General features: G+C 66.6%; 14 protein-coding genes and 1 tRNA gene. 9 read left to right on the top strand and 6 right to left on the bottom strand.

Translation table 11 applies throughout. The annotated features are described in order from the left end of the window. Nucleotides 1-19 precede the first annotated feature (19 nt). The 5 genes from LK459_RS00850 (at nt 20) to rdgB (ending at nt 3,731) form a co-directional block, all read left to right on the top strand. Nucleotides 20-652 (top strand): rhomboid family intramembrane serine protease, encoded by a 633-nt coding sequence (locus LK459_RS00850; RefSeq protein ID WP_227924020.1) that lies wholly within the window; start codon nt 20-22, stop codon nt 650-652. Continuing rightward, on the top strand, nt 619-1,458 hold the full coding sequence (gene murI / locus LK459_RS00845; RefSeq protein ID WP_039993424.1) for a glutamate racemase: 840 nt from the start codon (nt 619-621) through the stop codon (nt 1,456-1,458). Before LK459_RS00850 ends, murI begins: the two co-directional genes overlap by 34 nt. Before the next feature lie 104 nt (nt 1,459-1,562). Beyond that, complete coding sequence (locus LK459_RS00840) at nt 1,563-2,330, top strand: cyclic nucleotide-degrading phosphodiesterase (RefSeq protein ID WP_227921211.1); 768 nt, start codon at nt 1,563-1,565, stop codon at nt 2,328-2,330. Nucleotides 2,331-2,348: 18 nt separating this feature from the next. Next, nucleotides 2,349-3,104 carry a ribonuclease PH gene (rph, locus tag LK459_RS00835; protein ID WP_227921209.1) on the top strand — a complete coding sequence of 252 codons (756 nt, stop codon included), beginning with the start codon at nt 2,349-2,351 and terminating at the stop codon, nt 3,102-3,104. A 15-nt stretch (nt 3,105-3,119) separates the two neighbouring features. Further along, nucleotides 3,120-3,731, top strand: coding sequence for an RdgB/HAM1 family non-canonical purine NTP pyrophosphatase (rdgB, locus tag LK459_RS00830; RefSeq protein WP_227921208.1), 612 nt, complete (start codon nt 3,120-3,122; stop codon nt 3,729-3,731). A gap of 167 nt (nt 3,732-3,898) precedes the next feature. Here rdgB and LK459_RS00825 read toward each other — a convergent pair whose 3' ends face one another. The 3 genes from LK459_RS00825 to LK459_RS00815 are packed head-to-tail and all read right to left on the bottom strand — an operon-like array spanning nt 3,899 to nt 5,907. Beyond that, a complete protein-coding gene (locus LK459_RS00825) occupies nt 3,899-5,005 on the bottom strand; it encodes a glycosyltransferase (protein WP_227921206.1) in 1,107 nt (368 codons plus the stop codon). 45 nt (nt 5,006-5,050) lie between these two features. Then, on the bottom strand, nt 5,051-5,440 hold the full coding sequence (locus LK459_RS00820; RefSeq protein WP_007237447.1) for a DUF3817 domain-containing protein: 390 nt from the start codon (nt 5,438-5,440) through the stop codon (nt 5,051-5,053). Further along, complete coding sequence (locus LK459_RS00815; RefSeq protein ID WP_039993423.1) at nt 5,437-5,907, bottom strand: glucitol operon activator; 471 nt, start codon at nt 5,905-5,907, stop codon at nt 5,437-5,439. The genes LK459_RS00820 and LK459_RS00815 overlap by 4 nt, the downstream gene beginning before the upstream one ends. A gap of 60 nt (nt 5,908-5,967) precedes the next feature. Here LK459_RS00815 and LK459_RS00810 point away from each other — a divergent pair. Then, nucleotides 5,968-6,052: transfer RNA gene (locus LK459_RS00810), tRNA-Leu, on the top strand. Here LK459_RS00810 and LK459_RS00805 read toward each other — a convergent pair. After that, complete coding sequence (locus LK459_RS00805) at nt 6,031-9,336, bottom strand: GH92 family glycosyl hydrolase (RefSeq protein WP_227921204.1); 3,306 nt, start codon at nt 9,334-9,336, stop codon at nt 6,031-6,033. The genes LK459_RS00810 and LK459_RS00805 overlap by 22 nt on opposite strands. A 110-nt stretch (nt 9,337-9,446) precedes the next feature. Next, nucleotides 9,447-10,754: an SGNH/GDSL hydrolase family protein gene (locus LK459_RS00800; RefSeq protein WP_227921203.1), complete on the bottom strand. Its 1,308-nt coding sequence runs from the start codon at nt 10,752-10,754 to the stop codon at nt 9,447-9,449. Nucleotides 10,755-10,869: 115 nt separating this feature from the next. Between LK459_RS00800 and LK459_RS00795 the strand changes: the two genes are divergently transcribed. Next, on the top strand, nt 10,870-12,246 hold the full coding sequence (locus LK459_RS00795) for an NAD-dependent succinate-semialdehyde dehydrogenase (protein ID WP_227921201.1): 1,377 nt from the start codon (nt 10,870-10,872) through the stop codon (nt 12,244-12,246). 68 nt (nt 12,247-12,314) lie between these two features. On the opposite strand, the gene LK459_RS00790 is transcribed toward LK459_RS00795, so the two are convergent. Next, a complete protein-coding gene (locus LK459_RS00790) occupies nt 12,315-14,033 on the bottom strand; it encodes a hypothetical protein (protein WP_227921199.1) in 1,719 nt (572 codons plus the stop codon). Nucleotides 14,034-14,339: 306 nt separating this feature from the next. Here LK459_RS00790 and LK459_RS00785 point away from each other — a divergent pair, with 306 nt between their 5' ends. Continuing rightward, the gene (locus tag LK459_RS00785) at nt 14,340-15,914 is read left to right on the top strand and encodes a DUF7782 domain-containing protein (RefSeq protein ID WP_227921197.1); all 1,575 of its coding nucleotides are present in this window, start codon (nt 14,340-14,342) and stop codon (nt 15,912-15,914) included. A gap of 161 nt (nt 15,915-16,075) precedes the next feature. Beyond that, complete coding sequence (locus LK459_RS00780; protein WP_227921196.1) at nt 16,076-17,224, top strand: phosphatase PAP2 family protein; 1,149 nt, start codon at nt 16,076-16,078, stop codon at nt 17,222-17,224. The last annotated feature ends 2 nt before the right edge of the window (nt 17,225-17,226 follow it).

Here is a 17,226-nt window from a genome sequence, read left to right as displayed (position 1 = left end):
CCCCGATGAAGGAACGATGATGACACCGAGCCCGACACCCACACCCCGCGGGACGCGCCCGTTGTGGGCGAGGTCGGCGATCGTGATGGCCTGCATCGTCGCGGTGCTGTTCATCGTCGAAGCCGTCGACGCCGCGACCCACTACGACCTCGACCGCGCGGGCATCGAACCGCGGAGGGTCGACGGGCTCGACGGCATTCTGTGGGCGCCGTTCCTCCATGCCGACTGGCAGCACCTGTTCGCAAATCTCGTGCCGCTGATCATCCTCGGCTTCATCCTGCTGCTCAGCAAGCGACTCCTCGTCGTCACGGCGATAGTGTGGATCGTCTCGGGCCTCGGTGTGTGGTTGTTCGCGCCGCCGTACTCGGTGACCGTCGGGGCGTCGGGCATCATCTTCGGTTGGCTCACCTATCTTCTGGTCCGCGGCGTGTTCAACCGCGACCTCACCCAGATCGCGATCGGAGTGGTCTTGTTCCTCGTGTACGGCTCGGTGCTCTGGGGTGTCTTCCCGGGCACCTTCGGGGTCTCCTGGCAGGGACATCTGTTCGGCGCGATCGGCGGTGTGCTCGCCGCGTGGTTCCTCGCCGACCGTGATCGTCGACGGCCGCGCGCGGTCGGATCGGGCAGCACGGCACCGGGGGTGCGGTCATAGTCACCACCACGCGCGCCGACGCACCCATCGGGATCTTCGACTCGGGCGTCGGCGGACTCACTGTCGCGCGCGCGATCATCGATCAGCTGCCCGACGAGGACATCGTCTACATCGGCGACACCGCCAACGGGCCATACGGGCCGTTGACCATCCCCGAGATCCGACGCCACGCCCTGGCGATCGGCGACGATCTCGCCGAGCGTGGCGTCAAGGCGATCGTCATCGCCTGCAACACGGCGTCAGCGGCCTGCCTGCGTGACGCGCGCGAGCGCTACGCGCCGATTCCCGTGGTCGAGGTCGTGTTGCCTGCGGTGCGTCGAGCGGTCGTGGCAACGAAGACGGGACGGATCGGAGTGATCGGTACCGAGGCGACGATCTCGTCCCGCGCCTATCAGGATTCGTTCGCCGCGGCCCGCGACGCACAGATCACCGCGGTCCCGTGTCCGCGATTCGTCGACTTCGTGGAGCGCGGTATCACCAGCGGACGGCAGATCCTCGGTCTCGCGCAGGGCTATCTCGAACCGCTTCAGGAGGCGGACGTCGACACGGTCGTCCTCGGATGCACGCACTATCCGCTCCTGTCGGGCGTGATCCAGTTGGCGATGGGCGACGAGGTGACGCTGGTGTCCAGTGCCGAGGAGACCGCCAAGGATTTGTTCCGTGTGCTGACCGAAGCTGATCTGCTGCACCCGCACACCGGCCGCGAAGCTGTCCGTCATTTTCAGGCGACCGGCGACCCGGAGATGTTCGCCAAGCTGTCGAGCAGGTTCCTCGGACCGGTCGTCAGGTCGGTCGATCCGGTCTGAGACGCGGCGTGTCGTCGACGCCGAGCCGGAGCAAACCCGCGCGGCGCGCGGCTTGTGGCCCATATGTGGTCTGCCCGCTACACACGCGTGGCAAGGTAGGTCGTATGCGTTTGACTGTCCTGGGGTGTTCGGGCAGTGTCGGCGGCCCCGGCGCGGCGTGCTCCGGGTACCTGCTGACCGCCCCCGACCACCGGCCCGTGCTCGTCGACTGCGGCCCGGGCGTTCTGGGCGAGTTGCAGCGTGTCGCAGACCCGAGCGACGTCGACGTCGTCCTCAGCCACCTGCATGCCGACCACTGTCTGGATCTTCCCGCGATGCTCGTGTGGCGTCGGTATGCGCCCACACCGGCGACAGAACTCGCGTCGCTGTACGGCCCGGCCGGCACCGCGCTGCGAATCGGTGCGGCGTCGAGTGAGTTCGCCGGCCAGATCGACGACATCAGCGACACCTTCGACACGCACGAGTGGATCGACGACATGGAGATCACCCTCGGGGGGATCGTGATCGATCCGATCCGCGTCGACCATCCGCCCGCCACTTTCGGTCTCCGATTCACCGGACCGCAGGGACAGGTCGTCGCCTACAGCGGCGACACCGGCCCGTGTGACGCGGTCGTCGATGTCGCTGCCGACGCCGACATCTTCCTGTGCGAGGCGTCATGGACGCATGCGCCGTCGGAACGTCCGCCGCATCTGCACATGTCGGGCATCGAAGCGGGTGAGGTCGCCACCAAGGCGAATGCGAAGTCGCTCGCCATCACCCACGTCGCACCGTGGTCGGATGCCGAGGCGATTCTGGCCGAGGCACGCACCACCTTCTCCGGACCGGTCGGGCTGGTACGTCAGGGCCAGGTGTTCGACCTGCCGGGGTGATCTCCTACAGTTGAGTCCGTGAGCACACGAGCTGACGGCAGGGCCGACGACGAACTCCGTCCCATCACGATCACCCGCGGATTCACTTCCAATCCGGCGGGATCGGTGCTGATCGAATTCGGTCAGACACGCGTGATGTGCACCGCCAGCGTCACCGAGGGCGTTCCACCGTGGCGACGCGGGTCAGGACTCGGATGGCTGACCGCCGAGTACTCGATGCTCCCCGCCGCCACCCATGAGCGTTCGCGGCGTGAATCGGTCAAGGGCAAGGTCGGCGGTCGGACACACGAGATCAGCCGACTCATCGGGCGGTCGCTGCGTGCATGCATCGATCTGGGCGCACTCGGCGAGAACACCGTGGCACTGGACTGCGACGTCCTGCAGGCCGACGGCGGCACCCGCACCGCTTCGATCACCGGCGCGTACGTGGCACTCGCCGACGCCGTGACATGGCTCAAAGCTGCTGGGCGACTGTCGGATCCGCAGCCGCTGTCGTGCATGATCGCCGCCGTGAGTGTCGGCGTCGTCGACGGTCGGGTACGTCTTGATCTGCCCTACGAGGAGGATTCGCGCGCCGAGGTCGACATGAACGTCGTCGCGACCGACGCAGGCACCCTCGTCGAGGTGCAGGGCACCGGTGAGGGCGCGACGTTCCCACGCGCCACACTCGACAAGTTGCTCGACATGGCCGAGATCGGCACCAACACACTCTTCGAAGCGCAACGCGAGGCGCTCGATGCTCCGTATCCCGGCGTACTCCCGCAGTCGGTCTGAAACCGGTTCGAGTCGATGTCGCAGGTACTGCTCGCCAGCCGTAACGCCAAGAAGCTCGCGGAACTGCAACGGGTGGTCGACGCCGCGGGACTCATCGGTCTCGAGGTGATCGGACTCGACGCCGTCCCGGAGTATCCCGAGGAACCGGAGACAGGTGCGACCTTCGAGGACAACGCGCTGATCAAAGCCCGCTCCGGCGCACGCGCCACCGGATTGCCCTGTCTCGCAGACGATTCCGGTATCGAGATAGATGCGCTCAACGCGATGCCCGGGGTGTTGTCTGCGCGTTGGAGTGGCGTGCACGGCGACGACTCCGCCAACAACGCGCTCGTACTGGCGCAGCTTTCCGACATCCCAGATGAACGACGCGGTGCCGCGTTCGTCTCCGCGTGCGCACTGGTGTTGCCGTCCGGTGAGGAGACGGTGGTGCGGGGCGAGTGGCGCGGCACCTTCGCCCGGGAAGCGCATGGGCGCAACGGCTTCGGCTACGACCCGCTCTTCATTCCCGACGACGCCGACGCTGCGGGCCGATCCGCCGCCGAACTCTCCCCGTCCGAGAAGGACGCCTTGAGCCACCGTGGGAAGGCGTTGAGGCAGTTGGTCCCCGCACTCAGCGCGCTGGCCTGACCGCCGACGGCACCGGGTTTCACGCCGACGGCACCGGACACCTCGCCGACGGCACCGGGTTTCTTGCCGACGGCACCGGACACCTCGCCGACGGCACCGGGTTTCTTGCCGACGGCACCGGATTTCACGCCGACGGCACCGGATTTCACGCCGACCGCCCAGCCGCGTCAGCGACCGGCGTGCACCGACAGCATCCGCGACACCGAGTCGGGCCACGTGAACTGCGTCGCCCGTGCGCGGGCAGCGCCCTCGCGCGTCGGGCGGGGAATCGACAGAACCCGCTCGACGGCGTCAGCGAACCCCGCACCCGAGTTGTCGGCGAGCGCACCGCACGAATCGTCGATCATGCCCGCCACCGCCGACGACCGCGATCCGACGACGGGCGTCCCCGACGCGAGTGATTCCAGCGCCGACAGGCAGAACGTCTCGTGCGGTCCCGGCGCGAACGAGACGTCGGTGCTCGCGAGCAGCGACGCGACCTGCCGGCGGTCGCGCACATGTCCGAGGAATGTCACCGGAAGCCCGCGTGCCGCATGCTGGAGAGCACTGCGCATCGGTCCGTCGCCCGCGATCACCAGGTGGACGGGCACGCCCGCGCGGTGAAGGCGACCGACAGCGGCGATCGAACGGTCGGCGCGCTTCTCCATCGACAGGCGGCCGCAGTGCCCGAGGAGCGTCGTCGATGCGTCGGTCCAGCGAGTGCTGAGTTCGGGGTCGAGGTGGTGCGGCGCGAACTGCTCGAGGTCGACTCCCAGCGGTGCGCGGACCACGTTGTCAGCGCCAATGCGCTCGAACTCGGCGGCGGCGAATCCGGTGGTGCACACCACTGCGTCGTAGGAGCGGGCGGTGGCGGCGTTGGCCCTGTCCGCCAGCGCACGCGCTGTCTCGGCGGGCATGGCCATGGCGAGCAACCTGTCGAGGCGCTCGTGCGAGACCATGGCCGACGGAATGTCGCGGTGGCGGGCCCAGTCGCCGAAGCCACGCAAGGTCAACCGGTCCGACACCTCGAGAGCGTCGGGCCGGAGGTGGGTGAGGACATCGGCCACCCGCCGTGCGGACGCCAGCCGGTAGCCACCGGAGAACGGGATGCGTGGAGCAGGCACAGATATTCTGACGACACCGGACGGCATCAGTTCGTCGCGTGACTCGCGACCCGGGACGACGAGCACGACCTCGTGTCCGGCCGCGACGTATCCGGCGCCCCACCGGTCGACGGCCGTGCGCAATCCGCCCGAACGCTCACCGTAGAAGTTGGCCAGCTGGACGATGCGCACATCGACAGTCAGCCGTGTTCACATGAACGCGGCGCTGCACGACGCTCACGACAGGTTGAACTGCGCCTTTACTTCCTTGGTGCGGATGTGCTCGACGTAGAAGGACAAGAACGGGATGGTGCCCGCGATGGCGGTCACGATGATCTTGCCGACCGACCAGCGCACCTTGATACCCAGATCGATCGCGCAGATCAGATAGATGAAGTAGATCCATCCGTGGACCGGAGGCACGAAGTCCAGCGAATGGTTGCCGAACCCGTACCGGAGGATGAGCTCGACAACCAGCAGCAGAAGCCAGATACCGGTGATCCACGCAAGTACGCGATAGCGTGTGAGCGCGCCGCGAACCTTGTCGACCGGAGTGGTGGTCTGCCCGGTTTCAGAGGGTCCGGCGGGGTCGGGGGACTGTGCGGTCTGCGGGGTCTCGCTGCTCACCTGTGGTGTTCCTCCGTGTGTGTGGTGTCGCCGCGCGCTGCGGGCGCTGTGACAGGCTCCGCCTCGTGGTGCTCGCGGTCCGCGGCGGCGAGCTCGGCGAGGTATCGGTTGTAGTCGGTGAGAGTGGAGTCCTCGTGTGCCGGATCGGCGGCGAACGACGACGCACTCGGGGTGGTCGCGCGGTCGGGCAGAATGCCCTGCGGAATCTCGGTCACACCCTGTGGCTTGAGCTTCTCGACTTCGTCCGGGTCGGCTTCGAGTACCACGAAGCGTCGGTATGCCCAGACGAAAGCGACGGCGAACGCTGGCCACTGCAGCGCATACCCGAGGTTCTGGCCAGTGCCGCTCGTCGACTCGTATCGATCCCACTGCCACCACGCCATGCCGAGACAGACAACGGCGGCGAGCGCCACCAGCACCAACAGTGCCGGGCGGTGCCGACGGGCACCACGACGCGTAGTAGACATACCTTCGACGGTACCTGGCCTGGGTCTATCGCCGCGCGACCGGTACTGTTGACCGCGCACGCGCGAGTGGCGGAATTGGCAGACGCGCTGGATTTAGGTTCCAGTGTCCTAGGACGTGGGGGTTCAAGTCCCCCCTCGCGCACCATCACCTTCGGTGCTCAGCCGGAAGAACTCCACCTGCGACACCTCGATGTCGTCGAGGGTTCGCAGGCGAACCCCCGACGTCGTGGTCGGCACCGGCAGCGTGAAGATCCGGGTCTGTCTGTCCCAACGGAACGTGGCCGTTCGTTCGTCGACGACGAACCACGTGTCGCTCGCATCGAGGGTTTCGACCGTCCACGACGCCCGCCCCGCAGACCGCGGGGTGACCGTGTAGTGGTCGACGGGCGTCGGGACATCGAATGCCCAGCCGACAGCCTGTCCGGTCGTCAATCTCGACGGTGGCGTCGACGAATCGTCGTCGAAGGCGTTGGCTGCGTCGTTCGGTCCGCGGGCGCAGCGGGGCGCGTCAGCGGGAGAGGTCAGATCGCGCGGCGGTTGGGGCATCGTGCCGGGTGGGGTCAGTGACGGTGGTACCGACCCGGCGGCCCAGGTGGTCGGCTGTGGCCCGAGCGCGACGTGGATCACCGCACCGCGACGTAGACGCTCACGAGGGACCGTGATCTGCTGCCACGGCTCGCCGTCGATGGTCACCGACTCGATGTAGCGGTTGGTCGTCGACGCCGCGGGCGCTTCGACACGCACGACGGCGCCGCCGTCGAGTGTCCAGCTGATCGACGGGAACGTCGGTGCGGTGATCACGAACTCTCCGGAGCCGATGGTCAGCGGGTACAGGCCGGTGGCCGCGAACAGGTACCACGCCGACATCTCGCCGTTGTCCTCGTCGCCCGGGTAGCCCTGTCCTATCTCGGAGCCGAGGAACAGTCGCTGCGTCGCCTCGCGCACCATCTCCTGGGTTCGGGCGTGGGCGAGGTTGCCGGGCGTCGACGCGAATGCGTACATGAACGGAATGTGGTGGGCCGGTTGGTTGGACAGTGCGAGCATGCCCATGCGGGTGTCGCGGGCCTCCCGCATCTCGTGGATGACAACGGGGTACGAGCCGCGGACGTCGTCGCGTCCGGTCTCCTGCAGCGCGCGGAACTCGTCGAGCCGTCGGCACAGGGCGTCACGGCCGCCGTGCAGCGCAGCGATGCCCTCCCCGTCCTGTGGTGCGGTGACACATGTTCCCCACGCGTTGGTTTCGGTGTAGTCGAGTCCCCAGTTGCGAGGATCGAAGGTGTCGATGGGTCGGAACCCGCCGGATCGATCGCGGCCACGGAAGAAGCCGGTCCGCGCATCGAACACGGTGGCGTAATTCGTGGCGCGGGCGGTGAACCACGTCGCGTTGGCGCGGAATTCGTCGATTCGACGGTGCATCGGGAACCGGTCGGCGAGCACGCGCGAGAACACCGCGATGGCCGCGTCGTTGATGGCGGCGTCGACGGTCCAGCTCATACCCTCGAAGGTCTCGGTGTCGGTGAACCCTCGAAACAGTGACCGGTGCATGCCCTTTCGGCCGACGCGCGGGTCGTCGGACGGTGTGGTCGCGTTGCGTAGGCATGCGTTATATGCGGATTCGAGGTCGAAGTCCAGTCCTGCCAGCGCCGCGTCGGCGAACACTGCGTCGCTGCTCGTCCCGGTCATGATGTCGGCAGGGCCCGGAGCCGACCAGCGACTCGTCCAGCCGCTGCGTCGGTAGTGTTCGACGAAGCCGTCGATGAGTTCGGCGGTCGATGTCGGCCACACGAGTGTGCGCAGCGGCCAACTCGCCCGGTACGAGTCCCAGAATCCGTCCGTCGTCGTCAGTGCGCCGTCGACGACGGGTCGTGCGGTGTGAGTTGGACCGTCCTCCTGTACAGAGCAGAACGGATCGGCGTACGCCCAACGTGGTCTCTGCGGGGTGCCGACGTTCTCGTGTGCGATGTTCGGATACAGATGCACGCGATGCAGACACGAGTACAGGGTGGTCAGCTGGTCGGCGGTGGCACCTTCGACGTCGAGCCGGCCGAGAACGTCGTTCCACGCGGTTCGGCTGGCCGCCCATATCTCGTCGAAACCGCCTCCCGCGAGCCACATGTCGTACTCGAGGTTGCGATGCGCCTGCTCGATACTGATGAACGACGTTCCGACGGCGAGAACGGCGCGCCGGTTGTTGGACACGTCAAGGTCTATCGAACCGAGGACCGCGTTGCGTTCGTGTGTGGCATCGGGGTAATCGACCGAGGTCACCGGGACGTCGATGCGTGCCGAGAAATACATGCGGGGGACTGTGACCAATCCGCCAGGTCCGTCGACGAATCCGGTGACGAGTCCGTTGGTCGCCTCGTTCAGGACCAGCGCTCCGGCATTGTCGAACTGGTCGAAGACGAGTGCACCGGAATCGGTGGGAAATCGCACCCGAAGCCACACGGACCAGAAGCCTGCGGTCAGCTCCGCGTCGACGCCACCGTGATCGGCACCTCCCTCGAGGGGGACGGCGTAGCGATCGGGTCGGTCAGCCTCGTCCTCGTGTGAGAACCGGAGCGCACGGGCGTCGCGGTCGAGCGGTGGACGACGGCACACCGCCGGGAAGAACTGCAGTACACCGCGATCGCCCATCCACGGGCTCGGGATGTGGGATGTCGCGAACGACTGCAGACGCGAACGGTTTTCGGAGTCGTTGGCCTCGTGGTAAGAGTACGGCCATCCGCGGTTGCCGCCGTCGGTCATCGGCAAGCCGAACACCGATCCGTGCGGTGGGGCAACCAACGGGGCGCAGTTTCCCCGCGAGAAGCGGTCGCTCGAGTGCGTTCCGCGGGTGGTGCGTACCCGATGGATGCGCTCGAGTGATTCGGGTTCGGCACGTCGTAGCCGGACCTCGTCGAGGAACCCGCGACTCAGTCGTCGTGAGCGCGTGCCGTCTGCCCGTGCAGGCGCCGTGACGCGTAGAAGCACCCGCGTGATGCGACGATCGGTGAAGGCAGACAACCGGACTCGTTTCAGGGTCCACTGGTCGACGGCGATGGTGCGCGAATCGTACTGCGCCGCCGGATTCACGACGGCGCCGTGTTGGTCGCGCAGACGCTGATCGGACAGCGTGCTCCCGTCATCGAATTCGAGGTCGAGTGCGACCGCGGTCCCCGCATAGGAGTCCCGCACGTCGGGCTCGTCGGCGTCGAACACGGGATGCAGCGCATAGACGAGTTCCTGCTCGCTGTCGACGACGAGTCCCACGAGGTCGCAGTCGCCCACGTCGAGTACCAATTCACGATCGGCCTCCGCCGTGATGTCGTACACCCACGGTTGCAGCGACGTCAGACCGACGCGCGGCTTGGAGTTGACGGGGTGGGCGGGGCCGCGTCCGCGACGCAGCGTGCCGTCTACTCCGTCTCTGCGCCGAGATGCCCGCACGATCGCCACCTTAGCGAGCGATGCCCATCAGCAGGTCCGAACGGATGCGTGACGATGGTGCGGGATTGCAGCGACACCCGATGCCCGCGGCAGTCAGAGGATCGTGGCGGTCAGAGAATCGTGTCGACGACGAACTCCGATATCGCGCCGCGCGCACCTTCGCCGTTGGCGACCGCGGCGGCGCCCGGTCGTGCGACGCTCTCGACACGCGCCACGTGGACCACGATTCCGTTCCGCATGAGCCAGACGTCGTCGGCTCGGACGCCGAGGGTCAGTAGGTCGCCGGGACGTGCGACCGTGTGTGGTTCGGCGAGGTCGATCAGGCGGTCGTCGACGCGCAGGAGGAGCCTCAGCATTCCGTCCGGCGCGACGCTGCACCGAATCGCGTCGGGTGCTGTGGCGGTCTGCAGTGATTGTCGTCGTACATCGAGGAACCATTGCCGTGGCTCGCCGGTGGGGAATTCTGCCAGGCGCGCGGTGAGTTCGTAGTCCGGCACCGACATCTCGATTCCCACAACACCTCGTCGCGTCCCGGTGTTGCGCAGCGCGCCGTCGGCCACCACATACTCTCCGGGTTCGCCGGACCAGATGATTGATCCGCCGCCCAACGCTGAGTCCGACGGTGCGCCCACCACCTCGCCGCAGCCGGAGAAGGTGTCGGAGCACCACACTCGCCGGCGTCCATCGGCGCGAGTCGGTGCGGGCACCGGAATGCGCAGCGCCGCGGTGATCGTCGACGCCAACAGGTCGTGTCCCGCCACTGTCATGTGGACTGCGTCGGAGGCGATCAGGTGCAGCGAATCCGCCTCGGGCAGGCCCGCCGCGCTGAACGGTTCGGATCCGTCGATCAGCAGCACTGAGTCGGGAGCGTCCGAGGCGATGGCGCACAACCGGTCTCGATAATCGGTCCACGAGATCGTTCCGTCGGTGGTATCCATGCGGTGGTAGGAGTGCACCAGAACGTGCACCGTCGCCGGCGATGCGTCAGCGAAGTACGTGAGATTGGCGCGAATGTTGCGCTCGTAGACCGCGGGATCGACGCCATCGGAGAAATCGTTGGAACCGACCATGTGCGTCATGAGGATCGGCCGCAACGTCGCGATCGCCGAACGACTGGTGTCATCGAGGTAGTTCGCCGACGTCGTACCCGAGACACCGGCATTGACCACCACGACGCCGGGCACATCGGGCGACATCAGTGACGAACCGGCGAGGGTGACCCGACCTTGCGACGGTCGGCCGTCCAGACGCGGATACGCTGCCTGCACCGTTCGGGCCCACCGGTCTACCCAACTGTGCGACTGGTCGTCGAGGCCGTGGCCGGAGGTCGTCGACGATCCGGCGGTGACGATCACTGCTCGGCGCGAGCCTGCGGTGGCGAGCGCGGCGTGAATCCTGCCGAGGACGTGTGCGGACACCCGGCACACGTTACTCGTGGTGAACACGGGTTCGGTGTGGCCGCAGCGTGTTGCGATCGGATCAAGATGGACATTTCGGGCACAGCTGGTGCGGTCGCGTCCGTAGCGTCGGGATATGAGCAGTTATGTGACCACAAACCCCGCGACCGGCGTCACCGAACGCGAATTCCCGACCCTTCCCGACGACCAACTCGACGCGCTCGCGAAGCGATCGCTCGACGCGTACACACAATGGCGGGACACCTCACCGGCGGCGCGCGCCGAGATGCTCTCGCGCACTGCGGATCTCTACGAGAAGCGTGCTGACGAGTTGGCTGCGGCGATCACCACCGAGATGGGTAAGGTGACCAAACAGGCTGTCGGCGAGGTGCAATTGGCCGCCAGCATCTATCGCTGGTACGCCGACCACGGGCCCGACCTTCTCGCGGACGAGGAGATCGACCCCCAGGGCGCAGCCGAATCACTCATCCAACGCCGCCCCATCGGACCGCTGGTCGGAGTGATGCCCTGGAACTACCCCTACTACCAGGTGGCACGCTTCGTCGCCCCGAATCTGATGCTCGGCAACACCATCATCCTCAAGCACGCCTCGATCTGTGCGGCGTCGTCGGCGCTGATGGCGGACGTCCTGCACGAGGCTGGCGTGGGTGAGGACGTCTACATCAACGCGTACATCAACAGCGACCAGGTAGCGAAGCTGTTGGAGAACAAAGCTATTCGCGGTGTATCGCTGACCGGTAGTGAGGCGGCGGGTGCCGCGGTAGGCGCAGAGGCTGCCAAGAACCTCAAGAAGTCGGTGCTCGAACTCGGTGGGTCCGACCCCTTCGTCGTACTCGATACCGACGACATGGCCCGCACGGTCAAGGTCGCCTCACGGGCGCGTCTGTCCAACACGGGTCAGGCCTGCAACTCGCCCAAGAGGTTCATCGTGCTCGACGAGCTCTACGACGACTTCGTGGCCGGTCTCGTCGACGCCTTCAAGTCTGCGAAGGTCGGAGATCCGACCGACCCGGCGACACAGGTCGGGCCGCTGTCTTCGGAGAGCGCGCGAGACACCGTCGCCGAGCAGATCGACAAGGCCGTACAACAGGGCGCGACACTGCACACCGGCGGCACACCGATCGGCGACAGCGGCGCCTACCTCGAGCCCGCAGTTCTGACCGACATCACTCCCGAGGCCGACGCCTACTCGGAGGAGATCTTCGGTCCGGTGGCGATGGTCTACAAGGCCAGCTCGATCGACGATGCGGTCCGAGTGGCCAACGACGTCCAATTCGGGCTCAGCGGATCGGTGTGGAGTACCGACATCGAGAAGGCGCAGCAGGTCGCCGACCGACTCGACGTCGGCATGGCCTACATCAACGAGCACGGCACCACGCTGCCCGGATTGCCCTTCGGCGGGGTCAAGCGGTCCGGCTACGGACGTGAGCTCGGCCGGTGGGGGATGGGCGAATTCGTCAATACCCGGCTGCGCCGCACGTCCGAGAAGTAGCGCCCGATGATCCGGTTGCGATCGTTCTCGTAGATAGAGACCGACCGCAACCGGAACTGCGATCGAGGTCAGCCGACCGCCGGAATGGTGAACGGCAGACCCGGCACCGGAGTGATCGCAGGCTTCTTCGAGGGAGTTGTCGACGGTGCTGCCGCGCGACGACGATCCTCACCGGCGGGCGTCGACGGCGACGTCGTGGCGGCGCTGGGCTTCACCGACTTCTCGGTGTCGGTCTTCTCGGTGTCGGTCGTCTCGGCGCGGGCACTGTCTTTGGCATCGCGCAACTTCTTGTTCTGCTCAGCGCCCAGGCCGGTGCCCGTGGTGTCGTCCTCACGCAGGCACATCGAACGGATCACATTGTGGTAGTTGACGAGTCCGTAGGTGATGGCCGCAGATCCCGCCGCGTTGAGTAGGCGGACGGGGGTGAGTGGTAGGCCTTCGGGAAGCACCTGGCCCTCCACCAAACCACCGGCAGTCGCGAACAGGTGGAGTGACAGATACAGCGAGTAGTACGCGGCGGTCATCCCCTTGGTCACGGTCAGGTCTGAGAGGGGCACCGTTTCGGCGAGGTTGTCGCCCTGGCCGATGTTGTGCCCTAGACCCAGGGCGATGTCCAGCGGCGCGCCGCCGAGGTACGGAATGACGGTCCCGATGTAGGACGCGATCGACTCCGCCGTGTTGAAGTCGGCGGGATCGGCCGGAATCACATTGTGCGGGATCGGGGTCGAGCGCATGGTTCCGAGGATGCGCGCGGTCTCGGCGCGGATGTTCCGCTTCTGCGCTTCGGTGGTGACCATCGTCTGCGCGTAGTCCGACGTACGAGTGACGATGCGCGACAACGGAAGCGATCCGACCGGTGCGCAGGTCTTGTTGTCGGCGAGCGCCAGTTGATCGGCGATGTCCTGCACGATCGCCGGGATCGGGATGTTGTAACGGACCGTCTCGCTGGGGCGCCCGGCGTCGTCCTTCTGCTCACGGGTCACCCGCGCGACGCACTGGTTGATCATCGAATTGGCGATGGCCTGGTAGGTGTACTGGGCGCCGAGAGCGCTCGCGGAGACGCCTATCTGCAGCAGGCTCTTCCAGGTGATGAAGCCAGAGAGTGCTGACAGTTGTGTGTCGTCGAATGGGCTTCCCGGAACAGGCGCGATCTGCGACAGCACCTTTGCCGGTGCCACGACGGTGGTGAACAGATACAGCCAGGCGGTCTCGACCGCCTGCATGAGCGTGATGCGGCTGACCGGGATGGCGTCGTTCTGCTTGCCATCGCGGATCTTGAGGAGCTGCACGACGATCCACTGCGAGATGGGGGTGCGGTACTTCAGTGATGGGTCGTCGGTGTCGGCGCCGAGCGCGAGCGGGCTGTCGGAGACGGCCAGCGTCGAGACGTTCATCTGGTCCATGTCGCGGTGCGCCTGTGCGCGGGCAGCCAACGCATTCTGCTTCAACTGCGGCGGAAGCGACGGCAGGATGGACTCGAACAGGGAGTCGTAGACAACCGACAGCGTCGTGAATTCTGCGCTGACGCAGGTGGTTTCCTTACCCAAATTCTCCTTGGGGGTGGCCAGCAGTGACCGCTTCGATTCAGCGATGCGGTTGAGACGCTCGTCGTAGGTCTCGGCCGGCTTCGGCGTCGGCTTGGCCTTCTTCTGTGCAACGGAGGTGGCAACCTGCTGCTGGTGCGCGGCCTGGGTGGCCACGACTGCTGCCGTGCCGTTGCCGGTCGCGCCCGCAGCGAACACCGAACAGAGTGTGGTGGCCGCGGTGACGCGGACGAGCCACGTCACCCCGCTCCGCGACCGCACTGCTGTCTCCGAATGGTCCTGACCCCCGCCTCGCACCATGAAGCTCTCTCTTCTCATGTACTCAACCGAAATGCCGCTGCCAATAGCTCGCTCATCGTGTCGGAAGCGCACAGGCGTCACCGACTTCGGGTGAGGTTAGCATAACCTTAATGATTCTCTCAGGTCACTATCAGGTCTCGAGAGACACACGGAAGCGTAGGGCAATCGGTGCGGTCAGTACAGATCGTTGTGTGAGAACAGTCGAGTGCACTGCGTCACCTCCTCGTCGACGCCGGTCCTAGGATCGAGATGGACCGGCTCACCGGCTGGGAACCAGGCTGGCGTCGAGAGGATCGTGATCGCATTTCCGTACCCGAGCATCATCAACCGCTTACCGATACGGCCGTGCTCGACTCGCTGGCTACGGATCTGCGAGCAGCGCACTATGACTCCGAAGGTGTGTCCGACCTTCTCGGTGACGATGCGAACGCTGCACTCGGCAGGGGAGTGTGGTGGCCGGCGCTTCGGGCCACGTCCGCAGCACCACCCGCACGCCGTCCACTGGCCACGCTGATCCGGCTGTTTCTGCTCGGTTCCGACGAGCCGCGCGTTGCGGTCGCCGAGGCGTTCGCGTCGACGTCGATCGACGTGTTGATCAGCAACGGCGTCCTCGAGCGCGTCGACGGCGAGCGGGTCCGCGTGATTCTCGACATCCGGCCGCATGCCGACGACGTGCGCGACTACCTCGTGGTCTCCGACCAGGACGCCGCGATGCGTTCGGGTCCGGTCACCCACGATCACGTGCTCGGCATCGGCGGAGCGTCTATCTCTTTGGCGCGTGCCATCATTCGTGAGCCCGTCGGCTCCGCACTCGATCTCGGCACGGGCTGTGGCATCCAGGCGCTGCACCTGAACACGCATGCCGAGGGCATCGTGGCGACCGACACCAACCCCCGGGCGCTGGCGTTGGCTGCGGCGACCGCACGCCTCAACGGCATGTCCTGGGATCTGCGCGAGGGCAGCCTGTTCGAGCCCGTCGGCGACGAGCGCTTCGACCTGATCGTCTCCAACCCGCCCTTCGTCGTCGGTGCGGGATCGCAGGATTACGAGTATCGCGACTCCGGAATGGAAGGGGATGCTCTGTGCGCCCGACTGATTCGGGAAGTACCCGCACATCTGGCTCCCGGCGGCACCGCGCAGTTGCTCGCCAACTGGATCGTCCACGAGGGCGCGGACTGGCGAGAACGCGTCGGTTCCTGGATTGCGGATACCGGACTCGACGGCTGGGTCGTGCAGCGCGAGCTCGCCGATCCCGTCGACTACATCTCGCTGTGGTTGTCCGATGCAGGCGAAGAGCCAGACCAGGTGGCGGCGCGGGGCGCGGCCTGGCTCGACTGGTTCAAGCGGGAGCGCATCGCGGGAATCGGCATGGGGGTCATCACACTTCGCGATCGCCGCGGCAGAAGCGGCGCGCCCGATGTCGTGCTGGAGGAGATCACCGGTGCCGGTGAGGAGGTCACCGGAGCCGAGGCAAAGGCGTTCCTCGATCGCCGCGAGTACTTGCGTGAGACGACGGATGACGCTTTGCTCGCCGCACGACTCAAGACCGCCCCGGTGTTCCTCGACGCGCAGTCGCTACCCGGTGACGACGGCTGGCAGGAGATCGGTGCGACCGTCCGACGCCCGGGCGGTCCGGGCGCGGTACTCGGCGTCGACGAGGTCTCGCGGGCACTGCTCGCAGGCTGCCGGGGTCAGGTACCCCTCGGCGCACTCATCGAACTCCTCGCCGGATTCCACGACGTGGACGCCGAAGCGCTTGCGCAGGCGGCACTGCCGGTCGTGCGCGAGGCGATCGGTCGAGGAATTCTCTACGAGGTCCGGTGACGCCCAGACGGTAGACCGACCGGATTGTCCGACCCCGACTCGTTGGGACAGTGCTGGTCATCTGACGTTCACCGAATGGTCGACGCCGCGTTGCTCCGGGCTGGTCAGCTGAGTGGGTTCAGCACGCCCCACTCCGGGGCGTCTCGTCGGGGAGGGCCACGATGCGCGCACTGAGTAGCCGTCGGATACTGACCGCAGCCGTCGTCCCGGTCATCGCGGCGGTAGGGCTACTGGTCCCGAGTACGGCGTCGGCCGCCCCGACAGCGTGCGCGTTCACGCCGACAACGGTCTCGACGGCGGGTGGTTTCTCCGCGGGCGACAGGGCGGCACCCTTCAGCACGCCGAAGCCCTCGGATCACATCGCGACGCTCGATGCATTCAGCTCACTCTCCCCGGCGATCAAACAGCAGAATCTCCTGGAAACCATCGCGGTGAACAATACTGCGAGCCAGAAGGTTTCGAGTTATGCCGTCGACGACAACTATGCGATCGAGGGGCCTGCGATCTTCAACGCGCTCGGCTCCAGGTTGTCTCCCGCCTTCTTTGACGCGCTCAAGGCGGGACAGCTGCCGAAGACCAGCGAACTGCTCCTCGGCGAGAAGGCCTTGGTCGGCGAACGCGTGGGAACGTCACAAGAGAAGAAGCACTTCGACTACAAGCGGCCCTTCGAGGTCGCACCCACGTTCATCCGCCACTACGGCGACGGTCGCCCCGACCTCTACGAGTCTGTGCGCGGCAGCGGTTCGTATCCGTCGGGGCACACCACCTGGGGCTACGCACAGGCGTTCCTCATTGCGACGATGCTGCCCGAGGTCGGGCCCCAGGTTCTCGCGCGCGGCGCCGAATACGGCTACCACCGCATCGTCCTCGGCGTGCACTATCCGCTCGACGTGATCGGTGGGCGGATGCTCGCGGAGAACATCGCGTCCGAGGTCATCGCCGACCCCAGGTTCGCGTCGTTGCTGGCTCAGGCGCGCACCGAGTTGCGGACCGTGCTCGCGGCCCGGGTCGGGGCACCGATCGGCCGCATCGTGGGGTGCCAGCAGCCGTACGTGTCGACCGGCGAGGCCCTTCGCAGCTACCGGCAGCGCGCCACCTATTCCTTCCTGCCGACGGGCCCCGGAGCACCCGTTCAGGTTCCGGCAGGTGCGGAGAACCTGATCCGTGCCGCGCATCCGGGGTGGTCGACGCAACAACTGCGAGACCTGTTGGCGCGCACAGCTCTTCCCGGCGGCTACCCGCTCGACAAGACAGGACCCAGCGGCGGCTGGCAGCGACTCGACATCGCCAGGGCATGGCTGACGCGCTGACG

Origin of the sequence: Gordonia otitidis (assembly GCF_020735545.1) — a bacterium.
Classification (GTDB): domain Bacteria; phylum Actinomycetota; class Actinomycetes; order Mycobacteriales; family Mycobacteriaceae; genus Gordonia; species Gordonia otitidis.
Note: the sequence above shows the minus strand (reverse complement) of the source record. Positions and strands in the feature narration are given on the sequence as shown.

Bases quoted from the DNA above. Each gene is read 5' to 3' on its own strand.
- LK459_RS00850 (WP_227924020.1), top strand. From the start codon at position 20: ATGACACCGAGCCCGACACCCACACCCCGCGGGACGCGCCCGTTGTGG.
- LK459_RS00840 (WP_227921211.1), top strand. From the start codon at position 1,563: ATGCGTTTGACTGTCCTGGGGTGTTCGGGCAGTGTCGGCGGCCCCGGC.
- rdgB (WP_227921208.1), top strand. From the start codon at position 3,120: ATGTCGCAGGTACTGCTCGCCAGCCGTAACGCCAAGAAGCTCGCGGAA.
- LK459_RS00815 (WP_039993423.1), bottom strand. From the start codon at position 5,907: ATGTCTACTACGCGTCGTGGTGCCCGTCGGCACCGCCCGGCACTGTTG.
- LK459_RS00795 (WP_227921201.1), top strand. From the start codon at position 10,870: ATGAGCAGTTATGTGACCACAAACCCCGCGACCGGCGTCACCGAACGC.
- LK459_RS00785 (WP_227921197.1), top strand. From the start codon at position 14,340: ATGGACCGGCTCACCGGCTGGGAACCAGGCTGGCGTCGAGAGGATCGT.
- LK459_RS00780 (WP_227921196.1), top strand. From the start codon at position 16,076: ATGCGCGCACTGAGTAGCCGTCGGATACTGACCGCAGCCGTCGTCCCG.